The following is a 23,103-nucleotide window of genomic DNA, read 5'->3' as shown; positions in this document are numbered from 1 at the left end:
GTGCCATGAGTGACGTATCTATTTTAACTAATTGTTTATTATGAGTTTTTTGTTATTTTTATGTTGTTGGCTGAGAGGGTGGATAGGTATAACCAGAGTTATATAAAAAGAGATGAATAAGTCAGGCGGAGAATAGGTAAGCCTTACTGTATAAAGGCCAGAGCCCTGTTTAAGGCTGACATAACCAAAGTTATGTTTATAACTTTGGTTATGGGTATTTAGCGCATGTTTTTTAAACGTTTACTAAGTGCCGGCTGTGAAATTCCCAGTAAGCGTGCAGCCAGTGACTGGTTATTGTCTGCCCGGTGCATTGCTTCATTAACCAGCAAGTTATTGATTTCAGTGAGTGTCGGCAGGCTTGAATCAGGATTAAATTGCACGGCTGCAGAGTCCTGAGTGAGAGGTGTTTCTTCATCAACTTGATTCAGAGCCTGTCTGAATACGTCCAGTGACAGCAAATGTGAACGGTGTCTGCTGAGGGCATCAAACACCAGTGCCCTTAATTCACGAATGTTGCCAGGAAAGCTGTGGGTTGCCAGTAGCTGAGTAAGCTCCGGAGGGTAACCAGGTACTGTTTTATGCATATCTTCTGCAGCCAATTGCAGAAAGTGATCAAGCAGCAACGGCAGATCTTCTTTACGCTGTCGCAAAGGAGGGATTCTCACTTGGTGAGTGCAAAGCCGGTAATACAGATCCCGTCTGAAGTCTCCGTCCTGCTGTTTGTGCTGCAGGTCCTGGTGTGTTGCTGCAATAATTCGGGCACTGCTGCGTTTAGGCCGGTCGCTTCCCAGAGGATAGTATTCGCCTTCCTGTAGCAGGCGTAATAATTTGATTTGAGAGGTTGGGCTGAGATCACCAATTTCATCGAGAAAAAGTGTACCGTTGCTGGCCTGTTCGATCAGACCCGGGCGGTCCTTATCGGCACCGGTAAAGGCGCCTCGCTGGTGGCCAAACAGGGTATCTGCAAAGATGTGATCATCCAGCCCGGCGATATTAACAGTGACCAGTTCACCTTTACGTTTACTGAGCTGGTGGACCGCTTTTGCCAGCAGTTCTTTACCGGTACCACTTTCGCCACAAATCAGTAATGGCTGAGAGCTGGGGGCGATTGATTCAGAGTACTGAAAGACGCCATGCATTTGTTTACTACGGCTGATAATCGGCTCGAATATTTCAGGATGCTCCAGTGTATTACTGAGCATTCGCTGGCCGAGGGCCTGGTTTTCGCGCAACAATTCCTGCATCCGGATTGCGCGTTTAATGCCTTCAATCAAGCGACCTTCTTCACTGGTTTTGACGAAGTAGTCAAACGCACCTTGCTGCAGACAGCTAACCGCGGACTCTACCTGATTCAGTCCGCTGATAATTATCACGCCAATATCCGGGTAGCTTTCGGTAATCTGCTGTAGTAGCTGTTCACCGGAAATGTGCGGCATGGTCAGATCCAGTAATACCAGTCCGATATTTTGACTGGCAAGTAAAGGCATGACTTCCCGGCTGTCGCTGCATTGGTGCAGATGGGTAATATTGCCGCTACGTCTCAGTGTCAGACTTAGGCTGCGTAGAAAAGAGGTTTCATCATCGACCAGCAAAATGCCGAATTCAGGGTACAGACTAGCGTTACTCATAGACTTTCCGGGTTACAGGCAATTGTCATTCGTACCCGGGTTCCCCGGGGCTGATTGGCGGCGAATTCTAACTGGCCGCCATGGGTTTTAACAATACCACTGGATATCGACAGGCCGAGACCTGTGCCGCCATGTTCGCGTCGGGTAGTGAAAAACGGATCAATCAGTCGTGGTTGATCTTGCGGGTCGATCCCATGGCCTTGATCGATGATGTCTAATCCAACCAAATTCTGGGTGGGCAGATAAAAAGTTTTCAGTTGGATGCTGCTGGATCTGTCATCCAGTGCCTGGCAGGCATTGACGATCAGGTTAATGATTACTTGTTCGATACGTTGTGCGTTACCGCTACTATCGGGTAGGTGGCTTGCTAAACGGGTACTGAAGTTATCAGTGTATTTATTAATGTTGTTGTCCAGCAGTCGGGTAGTGGTATTGACTACGTCGTTAAGGTTGAAGGCTTCTTGTATGTCATCATCTTCCTGGCGTGAGAAGTCTTTCAGATCGTTAACTATGCGCTTTATACGCCTTGCTCCGTTGTGCATGTCATCGAGCAGGGCGGGTATTTCTTCCCGCATTTGCGAATAGGGCAGGCCACCCAGATCAAAATCCCCCTGTTCCCTGAATCGTTCTTCAAGTGTGAGTTCGCAGTCGCGCCAGGCATCCTGGATGATGGGCAAGTTGAGGAGCAGAAGGCCGGTAGGATTGTTAATTTCATGGGCGACACCTGAAACCAGAATGCCCAGGGAGGTCATCTTGTCGGCCTGAATGAGCTGTTGTTGCTGGATATGAAGTTCTCTGGTGCGCTTGTTTACTTCCCGTTTCAAAAGCCGGTTCCAGATTACCGCGACACTTAAGAATATTAATAACAGCACAGATGCCCAGAATGTAATTTTACCTATGTCGCGCCAGGGGACACCTCTGTCCTGTAATGACCCTAGCCATTTGTTGTAAATTTCCTGCTTGCGGCCCGTATTATTGAGTATTGCCAGGCCCTCACTGAAGCGTGCCAATAGTGCTTCATTGCCTTGTAGTACGGCATAACCATATTGTTGAGCCTGAAAAGGCTGGCCCACAGGCATGATGTTATTGAGGCCTAATTCCTGCTCCAGATACAGGCCTGGAAGATTGGCGACCAGTGCAAAGTCATGTTTACCTGCAGAGAGTTGTCGCAGGGCATCAGCATGGGTTTCTGCAGTGTTGATGATTGCGCCAACGTTATTCTGTAATAAATAATCATGCATGATGCCATTTTTTTGGACGACGACCTGTCTGTCTTTTAACTCTGTAAGAGTGGTCGCGCGCGAATCATCGCGCCGGGCAAAAATGGATTGATGGACAATGGCGTGTGGTGGGCTGAAGAGAAATTGTTTCCCCCGTTCCGCTGAGCTAACCATGCCTTGCAGTGCATCTATTTCACCGTTTTTAAGCGCGTCTCTGACCACTGACCACCGATCCATTTTGAATTCGATTTTCATCCCCATTACTTCGGCAATGGCTCGGGTCAATTCAACGTTATAACCGCTGGGTTGGCCGTTTTCGTCGATGAATTCATACGGGGGGTAAGAGTAATCACCACCTATGACAATTGTTTCGGTCGCAAAACTTTGTAGCGAGAAGCAAATGAAAAAGGCTGAAATTAACCAGTTAGACTTGAGCAAGTTGATGGCCCCGAATTTGAAATAAAGAGTCTTGTAATCGTTATCGACTGTAACTATGTTGGGTGGCTGATGGATAGATTGCAATAGTGATGTATGTGTCAACCAATGTTCAGATTCTAAATCAGGAGTTTCAATGCTTAACTTTTCGCCCAGTTGTGAGCGTAATCAGCAGCCAATTTTTGAGCAGCTAGACAAACTGTTGGTTAATAGCCGCAGAATGCTTGAGATTGGCAGCGGCTCTGGTCAACACGCGTTATTCTTCGCTAATCAGTTTCCTCTGCTTAGCTGGCAGCCTACAGAGCTGGCTATGAATCATGATGCATTGCAGATTAATCTGGCAGCTGGGTCGGTGGGGAATATTTTAGCGCCGAAGGTGGTTGATGTTTGTCAGCCTGACTGGGGTGTGGAGCCGGTTGATGTGGTTTTTACTGCCAATACATTACATATCATGGGATGGGCACAGGTGAAGTGCTTTTTTTCCGGAGTAGGGGCAAGTCTTGAGCATGGCGGACAGCTTATCGTTTATGGGCCATTCCGTTATGCCGGGGAGTATACCAGTGCGAGTAATGCTGAGTTTGATATGTGGTTACAGCAAAGGGATCCGGATAGCGGTATCCGGGATTATTCAGCGGTGAATGCGCTGGCTGAATCTGAAGGGCTGAGACTTACTGCAGACGTAACTATGCCGGCAAATAATCAGCTATTAGTGTGGCAGAAATCAGATAAAGGGATGTAACAGAGGTAGAGCAGAAAATTAAGCTGTAACCCGAAGGCTACAGCTTAGAAGCCAGCTTACAGAACAGAAACGTTCTCAGCTTGAGGACCTTTCTGGCCCTGAGTAACTTCAAAAGAAACCTGCTGACCTTCAGTCAGAGTCTTGAAGCCATCTGTGTTGATCGCACGGAAGTGAACGAATACGTCAGGACCGCTTTCCTGCTCGATAAAACCATAGCCTTTATCGGCATTGAACCATTTAACGGTACCAGTAGTAGTAGACATAATGTGTATCCTACAAAAAATATAAATAATTTAAGCGGTAATTAACGCTGTGTTTATTACCACCGTTGAGCTAAGAAATGTAGGTACTACATTTATGACTTTATGCTAAATATCTTCATCATTCAGGTTGGGATACCAGGATTTAAATCATAAAAAACGAGCCTTACTTTCAAGCTATCGACATTCTATGCTATTTATCTGGAGAGTGGAAGAGCATATTCGGTGAAAAGATAACCAGCTTAAGACGTTGATTTTTTTGAACTTGAAGGGGGATTTTGCATGTTTTTTTGTAACATTTTCCTGCTAGATGCAGGCACGTTTTTAGCAGTTTTTAAAAAGCTCTGGCTGGAGGCTTCCAGCCAGATTTGAGTATTTCAGATCACCACATTAAATCATCAGGAATCTGGAAGTCGGCATAAGGATCATCCGGATCGATGTCTTCTTTCTCCTGTCGGCTAATGATCAGCTCCGGGCGACGTTCGAAAATCTTCTCTGCAGCGCCAGCGGGAATGATGACATGACGGTTGTCGAGCAGGGCGATTGCAAGATTGCCGTTAGCTAACTGATTTTGCAGTTCATTATTAACGTAGAGTTTCTTTATCTTACCGTTATCAACGAAGTTATATTCAACCTCGCCGTTTGCAGGCATGCTGATAACATTTTGCTGAATGATCTGACGGGCTGCTGCGTCTATTTCTTTCTGCAGGCGCTGTTCTTCCCGCTCTTTATTCAGCGCTTTATCTTTTGCCAGTTTTTCTTCTTTCTGTTTGGCAATAGTTGCCTGACGCTTTATCTCGTCCTGGTCCTGGTAAACCTGACCTTTTTTAACAGTTTTTGACTGCTTAGTTTTTTTACGCTGATCAGCTTTGGCTTTGTTGGCCTGTTTTTTAGAGGCCAGACCGGCGCCGAGTAGTTGATCCTGAAGTGAACCTGCCATCTTATTTTCCAGATCGATCGTGAATTTGACGGCAGACAGTCTAGCATATTCGTTGTTTTGTCTCTAAATAATTGATTTTTTTGCGGCAAGGTTCATAGAAATTACACAAAAAGTGAAGATACTGGCTTGCATATCTTCGTTTTTATAAGTAGAAGATGTATTTGGCTTTTTTCATAGCATGCCCCGGCCCGGCTGAAAAGCTAATTTTTTGTTGATGTGAAATCTTTAGTCTATCCGGGAGTTAAAGATTTCTAAATAGCAAAGGATGTCTGACGGAACAGTCTGCAGGCACCAAAATATAAGAAGAGGAAGGTATGTCTGATCAACTATTATCTGGTGTAGTGAAATGGTTCAACGACGAAAAAGGTTTTGGCTTCATTGAACGCCAAGGTGCGCCTGACGTATTTGTACATTTTCGAGCAATCAACGGTACCGGGCGTCGCTCCTTGGTTGAAGGGCAACAGGTAACCTTCGAAGTGGTTGAAGGTCAGAAAGGGCTACAAGCTGAAAACGTAACTATTTCAGCTTAACTTATCCCAGAGAGCAGCTTGGCTTGCTCTGGCCGGGCTGCTTCCAGTCTTATTCCTCTGTTCTGATCGGCGTTTGCCGGGCAGTACTGATCTTTACGCATTTATTTCCCCTTCTGTTATTTATCTTACTCTTTAGCTGACTTTTCTTACGGACATAAAAAATGCGCCGTAGGGCGCATTTTTTTCAAATTTGTCATGACTTACTGACGAATACCTTCTACATGCAATTCCATGTAAACGGTCTCTGATGCCGGGCCCAGATTCTTAGTCATTCCGAAATCTTTCATTTTGAATTCGGTAGTACCGCTGAAGCCTGCACGGTAGCCGCCCCATGGGTCATCACCCTGGCCAATTTTAGATACCTGGATCTGTACTGGCTTAGTAACACCGTGCAGGGTAAGGTCACCACTCAGCACGCCAGTGTCAGCTGCAAAACCTGTGCTCTTGAAGCTTGCTTTTGGGTAGGTGTCTACATCCAGGAAATCTCCGCTACGGATGTGCTTATCACGCTCAGCGTGGTTGGAATCAACACTTGCTGTATTGATTTCAACTTCTACAGTTGAAGCATTTGGGTTCGCTTCGTCGTAGCTGAACTGGCCGCCAAACTCATTGAAGCGACCTTCCAGCCAGCTGTAGCCCAGGTGACTTACACGAAAATTAATAGAGGCGTGTGCGCCTTTAGTATCGATCGTGTAGTCAGCAGCCTGGATGCCTGGGGCAGCAAGGATTGAAGTAGCCAGTAATGCGCCGGCCAGAGTCGTGTTCAGTTTCATGTGTTTACTCCTGGGTGGATTGTGCTTTCCCTAACATACGATTCAGGGTTTGGTCTTTATTAATGAAATGGTGCTTCAGTGCAGCCAAAGCATGAAGTCCGGCAAGGGAGATCAAGCCTGTGGCCAGCCAGTAGTGTAAGAATCCGGCTGTATCTTCCTGTCGTTCCAGTAACGCTGGAATAGCAGGTATTTCGAACCAGTTAAATACAGCGATGGCACGTCCGTCAGCCGTTGAAATCAGATAGCCGGATACTAAAATCAGAATTATCAGTACGTACATCAGTTTATGTACGATTTTAGTTGCTAACTGTGCCAGTGCCGGTTGTGATAGTGGTTCCGGATGCGGATTAATCAGATTCCAGGCCAGTCTGAATACATAAAAGCCCAGCAAAATAATACCTATGCTTTTATGCCAGTGTGGAAGGGTCCGATAATTAGGGTCGTAATAATCTAACGAATCTATATACAAACCGAGCAAATACAAGCCAATAATTGCTAACGCCATAATCCAGTGCAATGAAATGCTGGCAAGGCCATAAGTGCTTCTCGTGTTTTTAATTGACAGTGACATAGTTAAATCCTGTATCCCGGGTTAGTGGCTGCATGGCTCTGTTTTTAACTGCCAGCGCTGAGCGGCAGCAGCGACTCTGGCACCAAGTGCCTGTGCTGTATCACGATCCGATTGCGGTGGTGTAACTTCAGCACACTGGTCGCTGTTGCTTTGAGCCATCGCACCCAAAAAACTACCTAATCTGTTTAAGTCTGCATTGCTGCCCAGGCTACTGTTATTACCAGGCATCAGCCCCAGACTGATCCAGTTCATGCTGTGTGATGCGGCATAAACGGACAGTTGTATGAGCGTATTTAATTTGTCACCACTCTGGCTTGACGAATTAGTGAATCCTGCTGCCAGCTTGTCTTTCCAGCCTTGTTGCGCCCAGATTTTTGAACTTGCATCCATAAAGGTTTTAAAAGGTGCGCTTACGCTACCCATATATGTCGGCGTGCCAAAAATAATAGCGTCGGCTTCAGCCAGTTGTTCCCAGTTCAGCGTATCCGGGTCTGCTACTGAAACGGCAATAGCTTTCGCACCGGCGTTTTCGGCACCAGCTGCAACTGCATGGGCCAGTACTTCGGTGTGACCGAAGCCGCTGTGGTAAGCAATGGCGATTTTGACCTGCTGTGACATTCTGTTGCCCGTTGTTTGCTAATGGATGTCTCTAATGTAATACGGCATAATCTATTCATCTAATGCATTGGTGTGATTGTTGTTATGCGCGAAGTGAATTTAAGAAGCATCGACCTTAACCTTTTGGTGGTTTTATTAGCTCTTTTGGAAACCCGGCATGTAACCCGGGCTGCCGATCGTTTACATATGAGCCAGCCTGCAGTCAGCCGGGCATTGCAGCGTTTAAGAGGTACCTTTGATGATGAGCTGCTGGTACGTACGACAGCGGGATATGATTTAAGTGCCCGGGCGGTCAGTTTATTACCTAAATTACAGACACTGCTTGATGATACGGCGCAGTTAATTGCTGAACCTGAGTTTATTCCCTCGCAGGCTCGGGATGTGGTGCGCTTTTACGGTCTGGATTTAGAGGCTTGCTGTTTTTTACCGCCACTAATGAAAGTGTTGTATGACGAAGCACCACAAATGCGAATGGAGATGCGGTCTGATCCGCGAAATCATTTTGAGTTACTGGAAAATGGCGATGTGCATTTTACGATAACAGCATTGTCTCCTGATCGGTCGGAAAGTCAGTATCGGCGTTTACTCATGGCGCAAACACATACGGTTTGTCTGATGGGTGAAAATCATCCGTTGGCAAAACAGGAGTTGACGCTTGAGAATTATCTGGCAGCCAGCCATGGCATTGTGTCTGTGACGGGACAGGGAATGGGCATTATTGATGAGAGGCTTGAGACATTAGGCAAAAGCCGTCATTTAGGATTACGCCTGTCGAACTTTATGTCGGTAGCCGACTTCTGCGAAACCACTGATTTGCTGTTTGTATTGCCAGAGCTGATAGCTAAGCGAATCGTTGATGGCCGTCGGGTAATTTATCGGACAGTGCCGTCACCGTTGCAGTCGCAGAATATTAACTTTTATCTATACTGGCATGAGCGCTACCACCGGGATCCCATGTGCATCTGGGTGCGCCAACAATTGATGCAGAGTTTGCAGCGCTGATGTTTTGCTGGTTTTTTTAACCGGTTCAGTGAGTTAACAAGTGATCTTAGAACGCCTTATGCTATAGTGGCGGGACGTGATTTCACGCTTCAGTAATTTTATAAAAGCAGGTATTTAACATGGCAAGAGCAACTGCCCGTCACATTTTGGTTAACACTGAAGAGCAGTGTAATGATCTGAAAACTCAGATTGAAGCAGGTGCAGATTTTGCTGAGGTAGCTCAGCAGCATTCCGGTTGTCCTTCTAAGGCGTCCGGTGGAGATTTGGGTTCATTTGGCCCGGGTCAGATGGTACCTGAGTTTGATAAGGTTGTATTTTCTGCACCTGTAGGTGAAGTTCAGGGTCCGGTAAAGACTCAGTTCGGTTTTCACCTGGTAGAAGTAACCAGCCGCGAAGACTGATTACTGCGCGATAGCGGAAACCTGCAAGAGGTTTCCGCTTTGTTTTCCTCTCATTATTCCGTTGCTATTTCATTTCCTTACCTCAGTACAGCTTTAAAGCGCTGAACTTCTCTGTCTTTTAAATACTCTGATTTAAAACATAAATTCTTAGTTTTTTGCTTTATTCATAATTTGAAGCAGAGTAACGTATTCCTATATGTATTGATGACGGCAGGAGATAATGCGATGAAAGCAGGGATTAGTGTAAGCGTTAAAAAGAAAGGCGATAAGCAGTCAGATATCACTCCAGAACAACAGCAGGCAATTACAGAAGCGATCCATTTTGTGCAGGGGTTGCGCAAGAAAGGTGACAACCTGAAGGTAATGATGAGTAAGCTGAATGAACATGATCATAAGCATCCGGATGGTAGCGACTGGAGTTATGACAGCCTTGAGTTATTCATTCATGACCATCATTTATAAGATGAAATCAGTTATGAAATTGTTTTTATCTAAATGGATTGTTGCCAGCATCGGAATGGCGGCCTGTTTGCAGGTGTTGGCGGGAAGTGTTGTTATCGAAAATGTACAGGTCGCCTCCCGGGGAGCTGAACAGTACAATTTTTCAGTAACATTACGGCATGATGATACCGGTTGGGATCATTATGCGAATGCCTGGGATGTTATTGATATGCAGGGTAATGTATTAGGCGAACGGGTTTTGCATCATCCCCATGTAAACGAACAACCTTTTACCCGAAGCCAGGTAATTCATATTCCGGATGGAACTTCCGCTGTTGAGGTTCGGGCTTATGACCTTGTTCACGGAAGAAGTGAGCAGACCTATAAAGTAGATTTACCTGAGTAATTTTTCTGATAGCAGTGGCTGATTAAGCGTTATTTTATGGCGCTCAGCCGCTGAATTTTCTTGCATTTGTATATTACTTTGCTAAATTGCGTAACTTGTTACGTAATTTGTTTTAAGTGTTGAAAGCAAGCATTAGCAAAGAGAATTGGCAGAACATAATATGCACCCAGATTTAATGCGCAGCTTCGGTAATCTTTCATTAGGTAGCCGTTTGCGACGTCTTTCCGATCGGTTGGTACAGGATGTGGTAAGTCTTTACCAGGCACAGGGTATCGAGCTGAATCCGACATTCTTTCCTTTATTTAATCTGTTAGTTCAGGAAGGGGAGATGAGTGTCACTCAGGCCGCTGAGTTGCTGGGGGTTAGCCATCCGGCAATCAGCAAAATTGCCCGTAAGATGCTTACCGAAGGGTGGCTGACTAAAACGCCTGACCCTGAAGACGAGCGTCGTCAGTTATTGGCTCTGACTCCGCAGAGCTATGCTTTGCTGGATGAGATAAAGCCAGTATGGCGGGAAATTAAGCAGTATCTTGACCGTCTGATGCTGACACAACGCCATCCGTTACTGGATGCGCTTAATGAATTTGAACAGAGTCTGGATCAGCAGGGCTTTTTCCAGCCTGTGCTGACAAGTATCAGAGAACGTCAGAATATTGAAGATGTTCAGATTGTTGGTTGGGATGAGAGCTATCGGAATGATTTTAGCCGGCTGAATATGGCATGGCTGAATAAATATTTTAACGGTGAAATGATTGATCTTGATCGTGAAGCTCTGAATACCCCTGAGAGCTATTATCTCGCACGGGGTGGTTATATCTGGTTTGCTTGCCGTGAGGATGAAACACGTACACCGATTGGTTGTATTGCGCTGGCTCGGGTTAGCGACGACTGTTTTGAAATTTCTAAAATGGCGGTGGATGAAGCTATTCATGGTCAGGGTGTCGGGCGCGAATTGATGCTGATTGCATTAACCAAAGCGCGCCAGTTAGGCGCCCGTGAAGTTTTTCTTGAGACGGCAAGCATTTTGGAAAGAGCGGTTCGTCTTTATCAAAATATGGGTTTTTCTGAAATTCCACATCCGAACGGAAAGTCTGTTTATCCACGTTCTGATATGTATTTAACCCTGAGCCTGGGAGAGTGACTATGGCGCATCAAGCATCGCCACGGCAGGAGTTTTTACAGGGTGCGAAAGCTACACTGCCATTAATAGTTGGCGCGATTCCCTTCGGTATTATCTTTGGTACTTTGGCTGAACCAAGTGGCTTGTCGGCTCTGGCTGCACTGGCAATGTCAGTGATTGTATTTGCCGGTTCTTCGCAGTTCATCGTTTTGGGACTGCTGGCGGCAGGTGCGGCTTTGCCGGTAATTATCGCAACAACCTTTGTGGTGAATTTACGTCATTTACTCTATTCGGCAAACCTGGTGCCAAAGGTTAGGCATTTACCATTGCGCTGGCGTATTCCGCTGGCATTCGGTTTAACGGATGAAACCTTTGCAGCAGTGAGTAACCGTTATTTGCGCCATGATGATCTGCAACATGCACACTGGTTTTACCTGGGGTCATTCCTGGCGATGTATTCTAACTGGGTGCTCTGTACAGGTATTGGCGTCATGCTCGGTGAAGTGTTTCCGGGGATGGTGAACTGGGGGCTGGACTTTGCAATGTCAGTTACTTTTATTGGTATGGTCGTACCGTATCTGACTAACCGGCCGATGTGGGCGGCGGTAATTGTTGCCGGCGCTATGGCAATTGCCTGCGTTGCTTTACCTCATAAGCTAGGGCTGCTGGTTGCTGCTCTTTGTGGCATTGCTGTAGGTGTTTCACTCCATTGGTTGCAACAAAATAAGAAGGCGAAGCACGCATCGACATGCCAGGGGGGGCAGAGCTATGAATGAAGTTGGTCTGATTGCTGGTATGTTTGCAGTGACTTTTACCGTGCGGTTTTTTCTATTTGGTGTAGCAGGAAAAATTCGTTTTCCGGCCTGGATGGATTTGGCGCTGGGGTTTGTACCGCCTGCTGTTTTGACCGCTATTATTGTACCTGCGGTGATTATGCCAAAAGGTGAAATGTGGTTTAGCCTGACAAATCCGTGGTTAGTCTCGGCTGTCTTCGCCGTTCTGGTGGCGATGTGGCGAAAGGATTTACTACAGACAATTGTGCTTGGAATGCTGATGTTTTTATTACTACGTTTCGGTTTTGGCTGGTAGGGCTAGAGATAGAAGTCTTTTAGGGAGGCTGAAGAAAAGCGTCGGACTTAAGTGCAGGCTTACTTTATACTGCAGCCTGCAAATCGGCTGAACATTTTTTAGGCGCATCTTTTTAGGCGTAATTTTTAGGAGCATTATTATGATTCAGGTAGGCGAAAAAGTACCTTCAGTAAACGTCGGCGTAGTTCAGCAGGGTGAAACACAAACATTACCGCTTAGTGAGTTATGTGCTGGTAAAAAGGTTGTGTTATTTGCATTGCCTGGAGCGTTTACTCCAACTTGTTCAGCTCGTCACTTACCTGGCTATGTGGGTTCCATCGCTGATTTTTCAGCTAAAGGTGTCGATCTGATTGCCTGTTTATCAGTAAATGATAGCTTTGTCATGAAGGCCTGGGCTGATGATCAGAAGGCTACGGAGATCGCTATGTTGGCTGATGGTGGCGCAGAGCTGACTTTGGCATTGGGCCTGGAGATGGATTCAGGTTCTTTTGGCGGTATGCGTTCACGTCGCTATGCAATGATTATTGAAGATGGTGTAGTGACTGATTTAGCACTTGAAGCACCTAAAGAGTTTGAAGTGAGCAGTGCTGAAGCCATGTTAGCGAAATTGGGATAATTATTTCTAACAGGATAATTCCTGCTTTTTGAAGCTTATAGTTTATTGCCGCTGCTTTGCAGCGGCTTTGTTGTTTTTGTGAGGTGATATGCAAGACGTAATCGACGCGTTACGACACGCCAATCTGGATGTGCCAACGCCATTGGATTTACCTGAATTTGATGATGTTGTGGAAGTAGAAGAAGATATCTGCGTGCCATTACATCCGGACTTTAAAGAGTTTCTGCTGACAGTCAGTGACGTTGTTTGTGGTTCGCTTGAGCCGGCAACTGCCGCCGATCCAAGTTCGCATACGCATTTGCCAGATGTAGCAGCTTACGCATGGTCAGTAGGGCTTTCCCGTGAAATGACACCTTTGTGTGCCTATGCTGATGGTTTTTATGTAGTGAATCTGGAAGGTGCTGTTATCCAATGGAGTTTTGATGGTCACGAACATGAAGAGTGGACCAGTATTTGGGAGTGGGCCAGAGAAGTTTGGTTAGTTAGCTAACAGAGCTAAATACGGTGTTACTGATTTTAAAGCTGGTTAGCTTTGCGATAGTTGCCCTGATAATCAAAAATACGTTCAGTAACGCGCAAGTGGTGTCCGGATTTTCGTGCAATGACGAAATCCGGATGATTTAGTAAGTGGCTGCAACTGAGTACTTCTTCCAGAGTCTTGAACTGTTTAGGCTGCTGGCCTTGCTGCAAGCGCCTGCCAAATAATTTATTAAACACTGATAGTTGTTTCGGTTTGTTAAAGTCGAAAGATTCTTTGAGTTCCTCTCCCTGTTCATCATGATAGATAATCTGCAGTCGACTGCCCTGGGGTTGAAAACTTATGCCCGCACAGCGGATGACGGTCGCATCTTTTAACTTCAGAGCATCTTTTAGCTGATTGTCCGGATCGATAATGGCTTCTCCGCAGTGGCCACAACGGCGTGCTGCAATGTCATTCTCACCGTTACAAAACCGGCATTCTTTAAAGCGAAACCGGTAATCACACTGAACAGGTGGTTCAGATTCGAGCATTGCCTGACAGCGTCGGCCGTAGTGCTCCATGATCTGACCGTCGTCATCCGTTTTTCCCCAGAATACATTGGCAAATTCACATGCGGGGCAGAACACCTGCACTGGCACGCTACAGCTGTCGGGGCGCGGCTGGCCAACTTCCGGGTAATAAATATTGAAGTTATTACCCGCGTAATCCATGACCAGGCAATCTTTTTTATCCGGTGCCAGGCGCAGCCCTCGTCCAACTATCTGCTGATAAAGTGATACTGACTGAGTTGGCCGTAATATGGCGATCATGTCGACATGAGGTGCATCAAACCCTGTGGTGAGTACTGAAACGTTTACCAAATATTTATATTGTTGCTGTTTAAATGCATTGATTAGCTGATCACGTTCATTCAAAGGAGTGGCGCCGGTAATCAGTGCTGTATGTGCTTGTGGCAGATAACTGAATACTTCGTGAGCGTGCTCTACTGTGGCTGCAAAAATCATGACTGCTTTGCGGGATTCCGCGAGGTTTTCTATCTGTGCACAGATAGCCTGTGTCACCCGTGGATGGCTGACCAATAGCTGGTTGACCTCACGGCTATTAAATTCTCCGCTATTACTGGCTCTCAGGTGAGAGAAGTCATATTGCGCTACGGGGGCGTCTACCATTGTGGGTGGTGTAAGATAGTTGTGCTTAATCATGTACTGCAGTGGTAATTCATAAATGCAGTGGCTAAAAGGGCGGGGTTCTTCCGCTCTGCAGATGCCATGATGGTGATAACGGTAGATCCAGCCCATTCCTAGTCGGTAAGGCGTTGCAGTCAGACCGAGTACTTTTAGTTGTGAATTCTTTTCAGTGAGCTGCTTAATAATTTGCTGGTACTGGCTGTCGTCTTCTTCACTTACCCTGTGGCACTCATCAATGATGATCAGGGAGTATTCATGCTGAAAAGCATCAAGGTTACGGGAGACTGACTGAACACTGGCGAATGTAACCTGATGTTCGGTTTGTTTTTGCTTCAGACCGGCTGAGTATATGCCGCCCTCCAGACCATAGCTTCGATATTTCGCTGCGTTCTGTTCTACCAGTTCCTTTACATGTGCCAGCACTAAAATTTTTCGCCGCGCTAACCGTGCGAGTTCTGCAATTACGAGACTTTTTCCGGCACCGGTCGGTAGTACGATTACCGCTGGTTGATTGCTTTTACGAAAATGCTGCAATGTGGCCTGGACGGCTTCCTGCTGATAGTCGCGTAATTTAAAAGTGCTCATTGAGGTTAGTCGTCGATCTTCCGGTGATATGGAATGAGGATTATACCGTTTTCCAGTAATGTTGTTTTACTCATTCTGTGTTCAGACTGGCGCCGTTATAGTGGCCAGCTTTATCTCAGTGCAGACTGTTTCTGTGGGTGAAACACGGCATTAATTTCGTTAAGCTGTGAACTGATTTCTGTTTGTTGATTGGACACACTCCTTTGATAAGCAGATTGCAGTTGAATGAAAATATAACAATTTAGTAGTTGCTGGTGGCTTTTGCTGCCGCAATGACGGTCTATTCAACGGGGAATTCTGATATGGATCTTTCATTTTTTGATGTTTACGTAATGCCGTGGATTATTAATATCGCACTGGCAGCAGCGATCTTTATCGTTGGTCGAATGATAGTGAAGGCACTGCGTGGTCTGCTGGAGAAAATGCTGCGTAAAAGCCGCATGGATGACATTCTGATTAACTTCGTGACTTCTATTGCTAACATTCTGATGTTATTGGTAGTGGTTGTTGCTGCACTTGATCAGTTAGGGGTTGATACAACCTCAATGATTGCACTGGTAGGTGCTGCAGGTTTGGCGGTTGGTCTCGCGTTGCAAGGCTCGCTGCAGAATTTTGCAGCCGGCGTGATGCTGATTGTATTCCGTCCTTTCAAAGAAGGTGACTTCGTTGAAGTGGCTGGTGTTTCCGGGATTGTTGAGCAGATTACGATTTTTAGTACAGTGATGCGTACAGTCGATAACAAAGAAGTTATCGTGCCAAATGGTGCTATCTACAGTGGTGTAATCACCAACTACTCTGCCCGTGATACCCGACGTGTTGATATGGTATTCGGAATTGGTTACGACGATGATCTGAAGAAAGCTAAAGCGCTACTGGAAGAGATCATTAACAGTGATAGCCGGGTACTGAAAGATCCTGCTCCTGTTATTGCCGTTTCTGAGCTGGCGGACAGCAGTGTTAATTTTGTGGTTCGTCCATGGGTAAATGCAGCAGATTACTGGGATGTATTGTTCGAAACTACTGAAACTGTGAAGTTGCGTTTTGATGCTGAAGGTATCTCCATTCCATATCCACAAATGGATGTGCATCAGTACAAGCATGAGAGTAAATAAGTTGAGCTGCTAATTTGGCTACTTAAGTACAGAAAACGGTCGCTTTTAGCGGCCGTTTTTTTTGTCTGAATTTCAAGACTGGGATCTTGAAAGTGCGTAAATTTCAATTGTCTAGAAGGTTTTGCACCTGTTATGGGTAGTCTCTCTGGTAGATGGGCTTTTCGTCAGGTGCCTACTCAAGGTATGTTGCTAGGATGTCTGAGCGAAAGTGTCCCGTTGTTAAAATCGCTTTAACTGCTTGTTTATTCGGTGTTATTGAGAGGTTTTATGGAAAGGTTGTCGGCTGAAGATTTGAGTATTTTGGTAGTAGAGCCATCAAAGATGCAGCGCAAAGTATTACTGGAAGCATTAACGAAAGAAGGGGTCGATAAGATTGCTGCCTGTGGTAATAAAGCAGAAGCAATTCAGAAGATTCGGGAGTTTAAGCCGGATCTGGTCATATCGTCACTGTATTTTGAGGACGGTACGGGCCTTGAGCTATTGCGTTTGATCCGCGCGGAAGGTTCGTTGGAAGATTTGCCCTTTATGCTGGTTTCCAGTGAGAGCCGACGTGAACAGCTGGAGGAGTTTAAGCAGTCAGGTGTAATCGCGATGCTGCCTAAACCATTCAGTGTGCAGCATTTGAATCAGGCCATAAATGCCACACTGGATATGCTGTCGGAGCAAAATCTGGATCTGGAATTATATGACATTGATTTGCTAAGGGTGCTGGTTGTTGATGATAGTCGAATGGCACGTAACGTGATTGTTCGGGTGTTAACAAATCTGGGTATTAAAAATATTGTTCAGGCCGCTGATGGCTCTGAAGCAATTGCGTATCTTCAGGATCAGGGTGTTGATTTGGTCGTGACTGATTACAACATGCCGGAAGTGAATGGTGTTGAGTTGACCGAGTTTGTTCGTCAGTCTCCTACGCACGGGCACGTACCTGTTTTGATGGTGACTTCCGAATCGAATGATGCCCATTTACAGAATGTGGCTCAGTCGGGCGTTAATGCCATGACCGATAAACCTTTTGAGCCTCATGTGGTTAAGCAACTACTAGCGTCAATTTTAGAAGGCTGATTTCTGTATCTTATAAGTGCTTGTTTGTATTTATATAAAGCAGATAAGATAGAAACGTTTTGTGGTTAACATTTGTTTGGTACATGTGTATTTTTACCGGATTGTGAGTGCTTAGTTACTAAGCTTGCTAAGCATTTAAATCGAAATAGCACTTAGAATTAAATAAAGCTTAGGTTTGAGATGCTTGAGTACTTATATTTTACATACTTAAGCGTTCAGCTTGTCAAAGCAGAGTTTTTTCGTACAAAGTGAGTGGTTGTGGCACTTGCTTTGTTACTTGATGTTGGCAGAGGTTATATGGACAAATTATCACCTGCAGATCTGAACATTTTAGTGGTTGAACCATCGCATATGCAGCGCAAGCTTTTGCTCAACGCATTGCATGAGGAAGGTGTTTTTAACCTGGATGTTTGCAGTAATTGTAAAGATGCCTTTGAGCAGGTAACCCGTATTAAACCGGATCTGGTGATTTCTTCACTGTACTTTGAAGACGGAACCGGACTGGATTTACTGCGCTCAATTCGTCAGGACTCAGATCTTGAGGATCTACCTTTTATGCTGGTCTCGAGTGAGAATCGTCGTGCTCAGTTGGAAGAGTTTAAGCAATCCGGTGTGATTGCAATCTTGCCCAAACCTTATACGTTGCAACATTTGCACCGTGCAGTGAATGCGACTGTTGATTTGTTATCTCCACAAGCACTTGAGCTGGATATGTATGAAGTTGACGACCTGAGAGTGTTGGTTGTGGACGATAGCAGACTGTCACGAAATGTGATTACCCGGGTTTTGACCAATATGGGAGTTGAGCATATTCAGGAAGCAGATGATGGTTCAGGTGCAATTGAAATTCTGAATAATCAGACGTTTGATCTTCTGGTGACGGATTATCATATGCCTGAAGTAAACGGCGCTGAACTAACGGAGTATATTCGTCAGTCCGATGATCATTGCCATATGCCGGTTCTGATGGTGACTTCAGAAGATAACGAGGCACAATTGCAAAACGTGGCTCAGTCTGGGGTGAATGCGTTAAGTAATAAACCATTTGAGCCAGACGGTGTACGTAAGCTGTTGGCACAGATTCTTGAAGGCTGACATTAGCCGGATGGCACAGGTTATTCACTGCTTTGTTTGTCTGTGGTGAATACCTGTAATTGTTCACTGAGGATGCTTTTATCCCGTTGGGCATGTTGAGCGGCGATACGATATTTAAAAATCTGCTGGTGTCGCTCTTCTAATTTCATTTCTAACTTTTCAAGTTGCTGTTGCTGGGACAGGTTCTTCCTTTCCAGTAGGGTGATTTGTCGTTGCAGATCATCAATCAGGCCGAAATTCGTTTCTGTATTTTTAGTTTGAGGTTTATTCTCAACCCGATTATCCATTTCTGTGACCAGGTGACTGTACAGTGCTTTCAGGTCTCCGGTTTCCCGGCTGGTATAACGAATGCCGTTTTCCATAGCGTTATGCGCACTTGCTGCGCCGATTGAACCGGTAAGCGTGTGTTCCAGCATGCGGTGAAATTCGATAAGCTCAATTATGCTGATGCGTTCTTTATCGGTTACTTGTAAGTCTTCGGTTATTTGAGCAATTGCATTACGGGCTTTTTCCGGACTCAGATAGTTGTTCAGTAAGGCAGATGCTTCTTTCAGTTTAACTTGTAGTCGGATGTATTGTTCAAGCCCGGTTGGGCGGGCTTTATTGCTGTTTTGATTACGCATGGATTGCATGAATTCAGCGGTAAGTGTGCGCTCTGCTTTGTGAGGGGAATAAAGTAAAGAGCCGAGCAGATAGGCGGATATATTGAATACCATACTCCAAAGCACGCTGTGAGGAATACTGGATAAACCTTCAATGCCAAAAAGTGCTTCCGGACGTAACCAACTTAACTGGAATAAACCTTCACTGAGTAGCGCGTTATCCATCCAGCCCTGTCGTATAAGGGTTGGAAAAACCAGTGTATACATCCAGATAATGAATCCTGATAAGAGGCCTGCCAGTGCACCTGCGCTATTACCTCTTTGCCAGAATATACCTCCGAAAAGTGCCGGGCTGAACTGCAAGACTGCCACGAATGAAATCAGGCCAATTGCAACCAGGATATAAGAGTCGCTGAATGCAATGGCGAAGCTGTAGCTGCTGAGTAGAATCAAAGTTACCAGCGCCCAGCGGATTTTGAGCAGTTCGCTACGGACAGATGCATAACGCTCGAATTTTTCTATCACCGGCATTATCAGATGGTTGGAACACATGGTTGCCAGCGTCATTGTGGTAATAATGATCATGCCGGTTGCAGCAGAAAAGCCACCAATAAATGCCAGCATAGTCAGAGCCGGGTTATCGGCTTGTTGAGGTAGCAGCAAAACGTAATAATCGGCAGCACCAGTATCTATGCCTTTAAGCAGCCCGGCACCAGCAATTGGGATAACGAAGAGATTGATGAGCAAAATATACAGCGGAAAAACCCAGAGTGCTTTCTTGATGTATTTTTCATCGGCGTTTTCGATTACGGCCACATGGAACTGACGGGGAAGGTTTTGTACGGCCGCAAAACTTAAAATGATTAGGGTTAGCCACATGACGCCGCTGTCAGGGCGGGTATGAAAGCTGGTCACCTGATGCATACCTGCCTGATCGAGCTGTTCCAGAATGTCGTGGTAGCCATTAAACAGATAAAAGCAGACAAATATACCGACGCTCATGAAGGCGATCAGTTTAACAATACACTCGACCATTAATACGCTGATCATTCCCTGATGGCGTTCAGTAGGGTCGAGCCTGCGCACACCGAACATAATGGTAAATATGATCATGAACAGGGTAATCAGCAAGCCGGAGCTACCCCAGTCCATAGTCGTGTTATGCAGGTCGGCACCCTGACCACTGAGGGTGATTATCTTGAAGGAACTGATGACCGCTTTTAGCTGTAGTGCGATATAAGGCAATACTCCCAGTAATGCCGTAATAGTAACCAGTGCTGCTATCTTTTGTGAGCGGTTGTAGCGGGTGGAAATAAAGTCAGCAATGCTGGTAACCCTAAAGGTGTTTTTTGCCAGTACCATACGTCTTAGGGAGACCCACCAACAGGCGATACTCAGTAATGAGCCAATATATACACCTAAATACAGTAGACCTGATTCAGCGGCAAAACCGACGCTGCCATAAAATGTCCAGGATGTGTGATAAACCGCCAGAGAAAGGGCGTATGTCCAGGGACCATTGAAGTTTTTACCCGTCTGTTCAATTTTACGTTCGACCAGTTGAGCAATAGCAAATAAAACTGCCATATAGGATGAGATAACCAGTATTACTGTAATTGAACTGAACATAACCGAAGAATTTCCTCCGTTTCGTTCGGCTATCCTTGCCAGTGATTTGCATCAGGTTTTTGCAGAGGTATTCATTAAGCTATAGCGCTGGCTGATGGTGGGGTCAAATTTTGAGGTGGCTTATTTAAACGTTAGCGATCGTTATGTGAGGAGGATTCTGTGTGGTTATCGCAGCAGCCTGATGATTTTTCAGGGACAAGGTCGACCCCGCCCGGGTGACCGGGGTGGCATTTTAGAAGGCGTTTTACTGTTAGGGTTATGCCTTTTAGTGGGCCATGTATTTCAATAGCTTCCAGAGCATATGCCGAGCATGTGGGATAAAAGCGGCAACGTGGCCCCAGTATCGGGCTGATAACGTACTGGTAGAACTTAATGAGAAAACGTAACAACGTTCGCATATGTGGCAATAACCAGGGTTTTGAAAAGGAAACTGTCTAAGTTTAACCTGCGGATGAAGCGCTGTCAGGTGAAGAAAATGCCGGAGTATTCACATACAAAATTCATCTTGGTAAAAGCACAAGTATGTCGATTACAGTGTCTACCCGGCCAAAGAAGGGGAATTTAAAACATATAATTGTGCCGCGCATTATATAGAGATAAAGCAAAAAGGAAAGCAGTAAACTTCCATGTATTTAGTGGTATCTGCAGGTAAATGATCACAACATGTATGATATTCGTTAAATAAAGGCTTAAGAACTCCGCCATAGCTAGGCTCTGGCGGAGTGAGTGATTTTAAATATATTACAGATGTTCTTCTGCGTATTCGGCTAAAGATGAACGGAAAACGCCTTCGAAATGCACGTTTGAAGCACCGTTGTAATCTTTAAAGCGTTCAACAATGTATGTAAGACCTGAAGTAAGCGCTGTCAGATAATTGGAGTCAATTTGTGCCAGGTTACCCAGGCAGACCATTTTCGTACCTTTACCACAGCGGGTCAGTATTGTTTTTAGCTGTGAAGGTGTCAGGTTTTGAGCTTCATCAATCAGCACTATTGCATCCTGGATGCTACGCCCTCGAATGAAGTTAAGAGATTTGAACTGAATATTGGCTTTTTCAATGGCGTATTTTACGCTACTTTGAGGACGTTCATCGCCTTCATGCATCGCTTCCAGATTGTCCAGAATGGAGCTGAGCCAGGGGGTCATTTTCTCTTCTTCTGTACCCGGTAGAAAGCCGATGTCTTCAGCGACAGGTGGTGTTGAACGGGTAACGATAATTTTGCTGTAGCGACCCTGTTCAATGACCATCTCTAATGCACAGGCCAGAGCTATCAGCGTTTTACCTGAACCGGCAGCACCGTTGAGCATACAAAGATCAATATCACTATCCAGCAGGGATTGCATGGCAAACGCCTGGTAGATATTGATCGGTGAAATTCCCCAGCAATTCTGTTGCATTAAATGTTCGTGGCCAAGGTCCCGCAAAATAATAGCTTCGTGGTCTACACTGACTACCCGGGCGGCAAAGTCTTCAGAGTCATCATGGATATACTGGTTAACATATGTGTCGGCGAGTAAGTCCGGACTGACTTTATGGAAGGTATGAGGGCCTTTCTGATAGCTCTTCACCTGATCGACCTTTTCCCAGAACATTCCGTTGATGTGCTGGTGGCCTGCCGATAACAGGTCGAGATCAGAAACGAGCTGATCTTTGCGGTAGTCCTCTACTTTTTGTAAGCCAGCGCCCATTGCTTTAAGGCGCATGTTGATGTCTTTAGTGACCAGGATGATATCCCGGTGTGAATCGTTGGTTTGCAGGTGAAGTGCACAATTGATAATGCGGTTATCGTTGTTAGTGGTCGACGGGAGAAATCCCTGACGGCTGGTAAGTTCGTGATCGGGATAGACACTGAGTTTCCCCAGAGTACTGCTGTCGTCTGTGCCCGGCACTTTGATCTGAACGCCCCGGGTTATTTGTGTGGGGCTGGATGCCACGCTGAGAATGTTATCTATTGCCCGGATAGCGTGACGTGCTTCCTGAGCAACGCTTTGTTTACGGTCCTTTATGTTATCCAGTTCTTCCAGAACGGTCATAGGGATCGCGACGTCTTGCTCTTTGAATTCATACAGACAGTTTGGGTCGTGCAGTAAAACATTGGTGTCGAGGATATAAAGCTTTGTAGCAGCCATAAGGGATTCCTTCTCCAACCTTGTTGTCTATCTGAAATAGGCTTCCAGATATGTTTAGTTAAGCAGAAGTTGAAGTCAGTTAAAACCCTTTGTTTTCATCCATGTATGAATTTAAGTAACTGTGGCGATTATGAGTAATAAAATCGTAACTTTGTTCGGGTTCTAATGCATAGTGTATTATTGAGCCTGGCGGCTTTGTTGTTTTCTATGTTTTAAAATTCAATAGCTTAGTGGATATGAAACCACTGATAGCATATATTGAACGTGATACCGAAGCTCGCTGAGTGACAGGGAATAGTGATTCATCCGGCGTCTGATTAAGTCGTTAAGCCGGTTGTATGTAGCACGGGATATCTTGTTTTTTGAGCATGACTTACAGGCAGACTTGCTTTGAGTTATGTGCCTCTCGGCCAGCATAGATGTGTCTT

The 23,103-nt window shown here is 45.5% G+C and carries 25 protein-coding genes; 14 read left to right on the top strand and 11 right to left on the bottom strand.

The features are described 5' to 3' along the window. Positions 1-218 precede the first annotated feature (218 nt). Positions 219-1,628, bottom strand: coding sequence for a sigma-54-dependent transcriptional regulator (locus tag OCU49_RS16575; RefSeq protein WP_261841666.1), 1,410 nt, complete (start codon positions 1,626-1,628; stop codon positions 219-221). Next, positions 1,625-3,286: a transporter substrate-binding domain-containing protein gene (locus OCU49_RS16570; RefSeq protein WP_261841665.1), complete on the bottom strand. Its 1,662-nt coding sequence runs from the start codon at positions 3,284-3,286 to the stop codon at positions 1,625-1,627. Before OCU49_RS16570 ends, OCU49_RS16575 begins: the two co-directional genes overlap by 4 nt. A gap of 133 nt (positions 3,287-3,419) precedes the next feature. On the opposite strand from OCU49_RS16570, the gene OCU49_RS16565 reads away from it, so the two are divergent. Further along, entirely contained in the window at positions 3,420-4,022 is a 603-nt protein-coding gene (locus OCU49_RS16565; protein ID WP_261841664.1) for a DUF938 domain-containing protein, read from the top strand. A gap of 56 nt (positions 4,023-4,078) precedes the next feature. On the opposite strand, the gene OCU49_RS16560 is transcribed toward OCU49_RS16565, so the two are convergent. Further along, the gene (locus OCU49_RS16560) at positions 4,079-4,285 is read right to left on the bottom strand and encodes a cold-shock protein (RefSeq protein ID WP_261841663.1); all 207 of its coding nucleotides are present in this window, start codon (positions 4,283-4,285) and stop codon (positions 4,079-4,081) included. A gap of 379 nt (positions 4,286-4,664) precedes the next feature. After that, positions 4,665-5,222 (bottom strand): DUF2058 domain-containing protein, encoded by a 558-nt coding sequence (locus OCU49_RS16555; protein ID WP_261841662.1) that lies wholly within the window; start codon positions 5,220-5,222, stop codon positions 4,665-4,667. A 314-nt stretch (positions 5,223-5,536) separates the two neighbouring features. On the opposite strand from OCU49_RS16555, the gene OCU49_RS16550 reads away from it, so the two are divergent. Then, positions 5,537-5,752, top strand: a complete 216-nt coding sequence (locus tag OCU49_RS16550; protein ID WP_261841661.1) for a cold-shock protein — start codon at positions 5,537-5,539, stop codon at positions 5,750-5,752. Positions 5,753-5,952: 200 nt separating this feature from the next. Here OCU49_RS16550 and OCU49_RS16545 read toward each other — a convergent pair whose 3' ends face one another. From OCU49_RS16545 to OCU49_RS16535, 3 genes are read right to left on the bottom strand one after another with little or no spacing between them, the layout of a single operon-like run. Then, positions 5,953-6,525 carry a YceI family protein gene (locus tag OCU49_RS16545; RefSeq protein ID WP_261841660.1) on the bottom strand — a complete coding sequence of 191 codons (573 nt, stop codon included), beginning with the start codon at positions 6,523-6,525 and terminating at the stop codon, positions 5,953-5,955. A gap of 4 nt (positions 6,526-6,529) precedes the next feature. After that, on the bottom strand, positions 6,530-7,096 hold the full coding sequence (locus OCU49_RS16540; protein ID WP_261841659.1) for a cytochrome b: 567 nt from the start codon (positions 7,094-7,096) through the stop codon (positions 6,530-6,532). A gap of 21 nt (positions 7,097-7,117) precedes the next feature. Further along, complete coding sequence (locus OCU49_RS16535) at positions 7,118-7,714, bottom strand: flavodoxin family protein (RefSeq protein ID WP_261841658.1); 597 nt, start codon at positions 7,712-7,714, stop codon at positions 7,118-7,120. An 84-nt stretch (positions 7,715-7,798) separates the two neighbouring features. On the opposite strand from OCU49_RS16535, the gene OCU49_RS16530 reads away from it, so the two are divergent. The 9 genes from OCU49_RS16530 (at position 7,799) to OCU49_RS16490 (ending at position 13,279) form a co-directional block, all read left to right on the top strand. Next, a complete protein-coding gene (locus OCU49_RS16530) occupies positions 7,799-8,716 on the top strand; it encodes a LysR family transcriptional regulator (RefSeq protein WP_261841657.1) in 918 nt (305 codons plus the stop codon). A 119-nt stretch (positions 8,717-8,835) separates the two neighbouring features. Further along, on the top strand, positions 8,836-9,117 hold the full coding sequence (locus OCU49_RS16525; protein ID WP_261841656.1) for a peptidylprolyl isomerase: 282 nt from the start codon (positions 8,836-8,838) through the stop codon (positions 9,115-9,117). Positions 9,118-9,342: 225 nt separating this feature from the next. Then, complete coding sequence (locus tag OCU49_RS16520) at positions 9,343-9,579, top strand: hypothetical protein (RefSeq protein WP_261841655.1); 237 nt, start codon at positions 9,343-9,345, stop codon at positions 9,577-9,579. Between the two features lie 13 nt (positions 9,580-9,592). Continuing rightward, a complete protein-coding gene (locus tag OCU49_RS16515) occupies positions 9,593-9,964 on the top strand; it encodes a hypothetical protein (protein ID WP_261841654.1) in 372 nt (123 codons plus the stop codon). A gap of 160 nt (positions 9,965-10,124) precedes the next feature. Continuing rightward, the gene (locus OCU49_RS16510; RefSeq protein ID WP_261841653.1) at positions 10,125-11,105 is read left to right on the top strand and encodes a bifunctional helix-turn-helix transcriptional regulator/GNAT family N-acetyltransferase; all 981 of its coding nucleotides are present in this window, start codon (positions 10,125-10,127) and stop codon (positions 11,103-11,105) included. Between the two features lie 2 nt (positions 11,106-11,107). Continuing rightward, positions 11,108-11,860, top strand: a complete 753-nt coding sequence (locus tag OCU49_RS16505; RefSeq protein ID WP_261841652.1) for an AzlC family ABC transporter permease — start codon at positions 11,108-11,110, stop codon at positions 11,858-11,860. Then, on the top strand, positions 11,853-12,173 hold the full coding sequence (locus tag OCU49_RS16500) for a branched-chain amino acid transport AzlD family protein (protein WP_261841651.1): 321 nt from the start codon (positions 11,853-11,855) through the stop codon (positions 12,171-12,173). The genes OCU49_RS16505 and OCU49_RS16500 overlap by 8 nt, the downstream gene beginning before the upstream one ends. Before the next feature lie 139 nt (positions 12,174-12,312). Further along, positions 12,313-12,789, top strand: coding sequence for a peroxiredoxin (locus OCU49_RS16495; RefSeq protein ID WP_261841650.1), 477 nt, complete (start codon positions 12,313-12,315; stop codon positions 12,787-12,789). Positions 12,790-12,877: 88 nt separating this feature from the next. Further along, the gene (locus tag OCU49_RS16490) at positions 12,878-13,279 is read left to right on the top strand and encodes an SMI1/KNR4 family protein (protein ID WP_261841649.1); all 402 of its coding nucleotides are present in this window, start codon (positions 12,878-12,880) and stop codon (positions 13,277-13,279) included. Between the two features lie 26 nt (positions 13,280-13,305). Here OCU49_RS16490 and radD read toward each other — a convergent pair whose 3' ends face one another. Further along, complete coding sequence (radD, locus tag OCU49_RS16485; RefSeq protein ID WP_261841648.1) at positions 13,306-15,042, bottom strand: DNA repair helicase RadD; 1,737 nt, start codon at positions 15,040-15,042, stop codon at positions 13,306-13,308. Positions 15,043-15,344: 302 nt separating this feature from the next. Here radD and OCU49_RS16480 point away from each other — a divergent pair, with 302 nt between their 5' ends. From OCU49_RS16480 to OCU49_RS16470, 3 genes are all read left to right on the top strand, one after another. Next, on the top strand, positions 15,345-16,154 hold the full coding sequence (locus tag OCU49_RS16480) for a mechanosensitive ion channel family protein (protein WP_261841647.1): 810 nt from the start codon (positions 15,345-15,347) through the stop codon (positions 16,152-16,154). A gap of 267 nt (positions 16,155-16,421) precedes the next feature. Continuing rightward, the gene (locus OCU49_RS16475; RefSeq protein ID WP_261841646.1) at positions 16,422-17,219 is read left to right on the top strand and encodes a response regulator transcription factor; all 798 of its coding nucleotides are present in this window, start codon (positions 16,422-16,424) and stop codon (positions 17,217-17,219) included. 297 nt (positions 17,220-17,516) lie between these two features. Further along, complete coding sequence (locus OCU49_RS16470; protein ID WP_261841645.1) at positions 17,517-18,314, top strand: response regulator; 798 nt, start codon at positions 17,517-17,519, stop codon at positions 18,312-18,314. Between the two features lie 20 nt (positions 18,315-18,334). On the opposite strand, the gene OCU49_RS16465 is transcribed toward OCU49_RS16470, so the two are convergent. The 3 genes from OCU49_RS16465 to OCU49_RS16455 form a co-directional block, all read right to left on the bottom strand. After that, entirely contained in the window at positions 18,335-20,545 is a 2,211-nt protein-coding gene (locus OCU49_RS16465; RefSeq protein WP_261841644.1) for a hypothetical protein, read from the bottom strand. Positions 20,546-20,676: 131 nt separating this feature from the next. Further along, complete coding sequence (yidD, locus tag OCU49_RS16460; protein ID WP_261841643.1) at positions 20,677-20,943, bottom strand: membrane protein insertion efficiency factor YidD; 267 nt, start codon at positions 20,941-20,943, stop codon at positions 20,677-20,679. Positions 20,944-21,286: 343 nt separating this feature from the next. Then, positions 21,287-22,675: a PhoH family protein gene (locus OCU49_RS16455; RefSeq protein WP_261841642.1), complete on the bottom strand. Its 1,389-nt coding sequence runs from the start codon at positions 22,673-22,675 to the stop codon at positions 21,287-21,289. Between the last annotated feature and the right edge of the window lie 428 nt (positions 22,676-23,103).

The organism is Aliamphritea ceti (assembly GCF_024347215.1).
GTDB classification, from domain to species: domain Bacteria; phylum Pseudomonadota; class Gammaproteobacteria; order Pseudomonadales; family Balneatricaceae; genus Amphritea; species Amphritea ceti.
The sequence above is the reverse complement of the archived record's forward strand: the minus strand, read 5'-3'. Positions and strand labels throughout refer to the sequence as shown.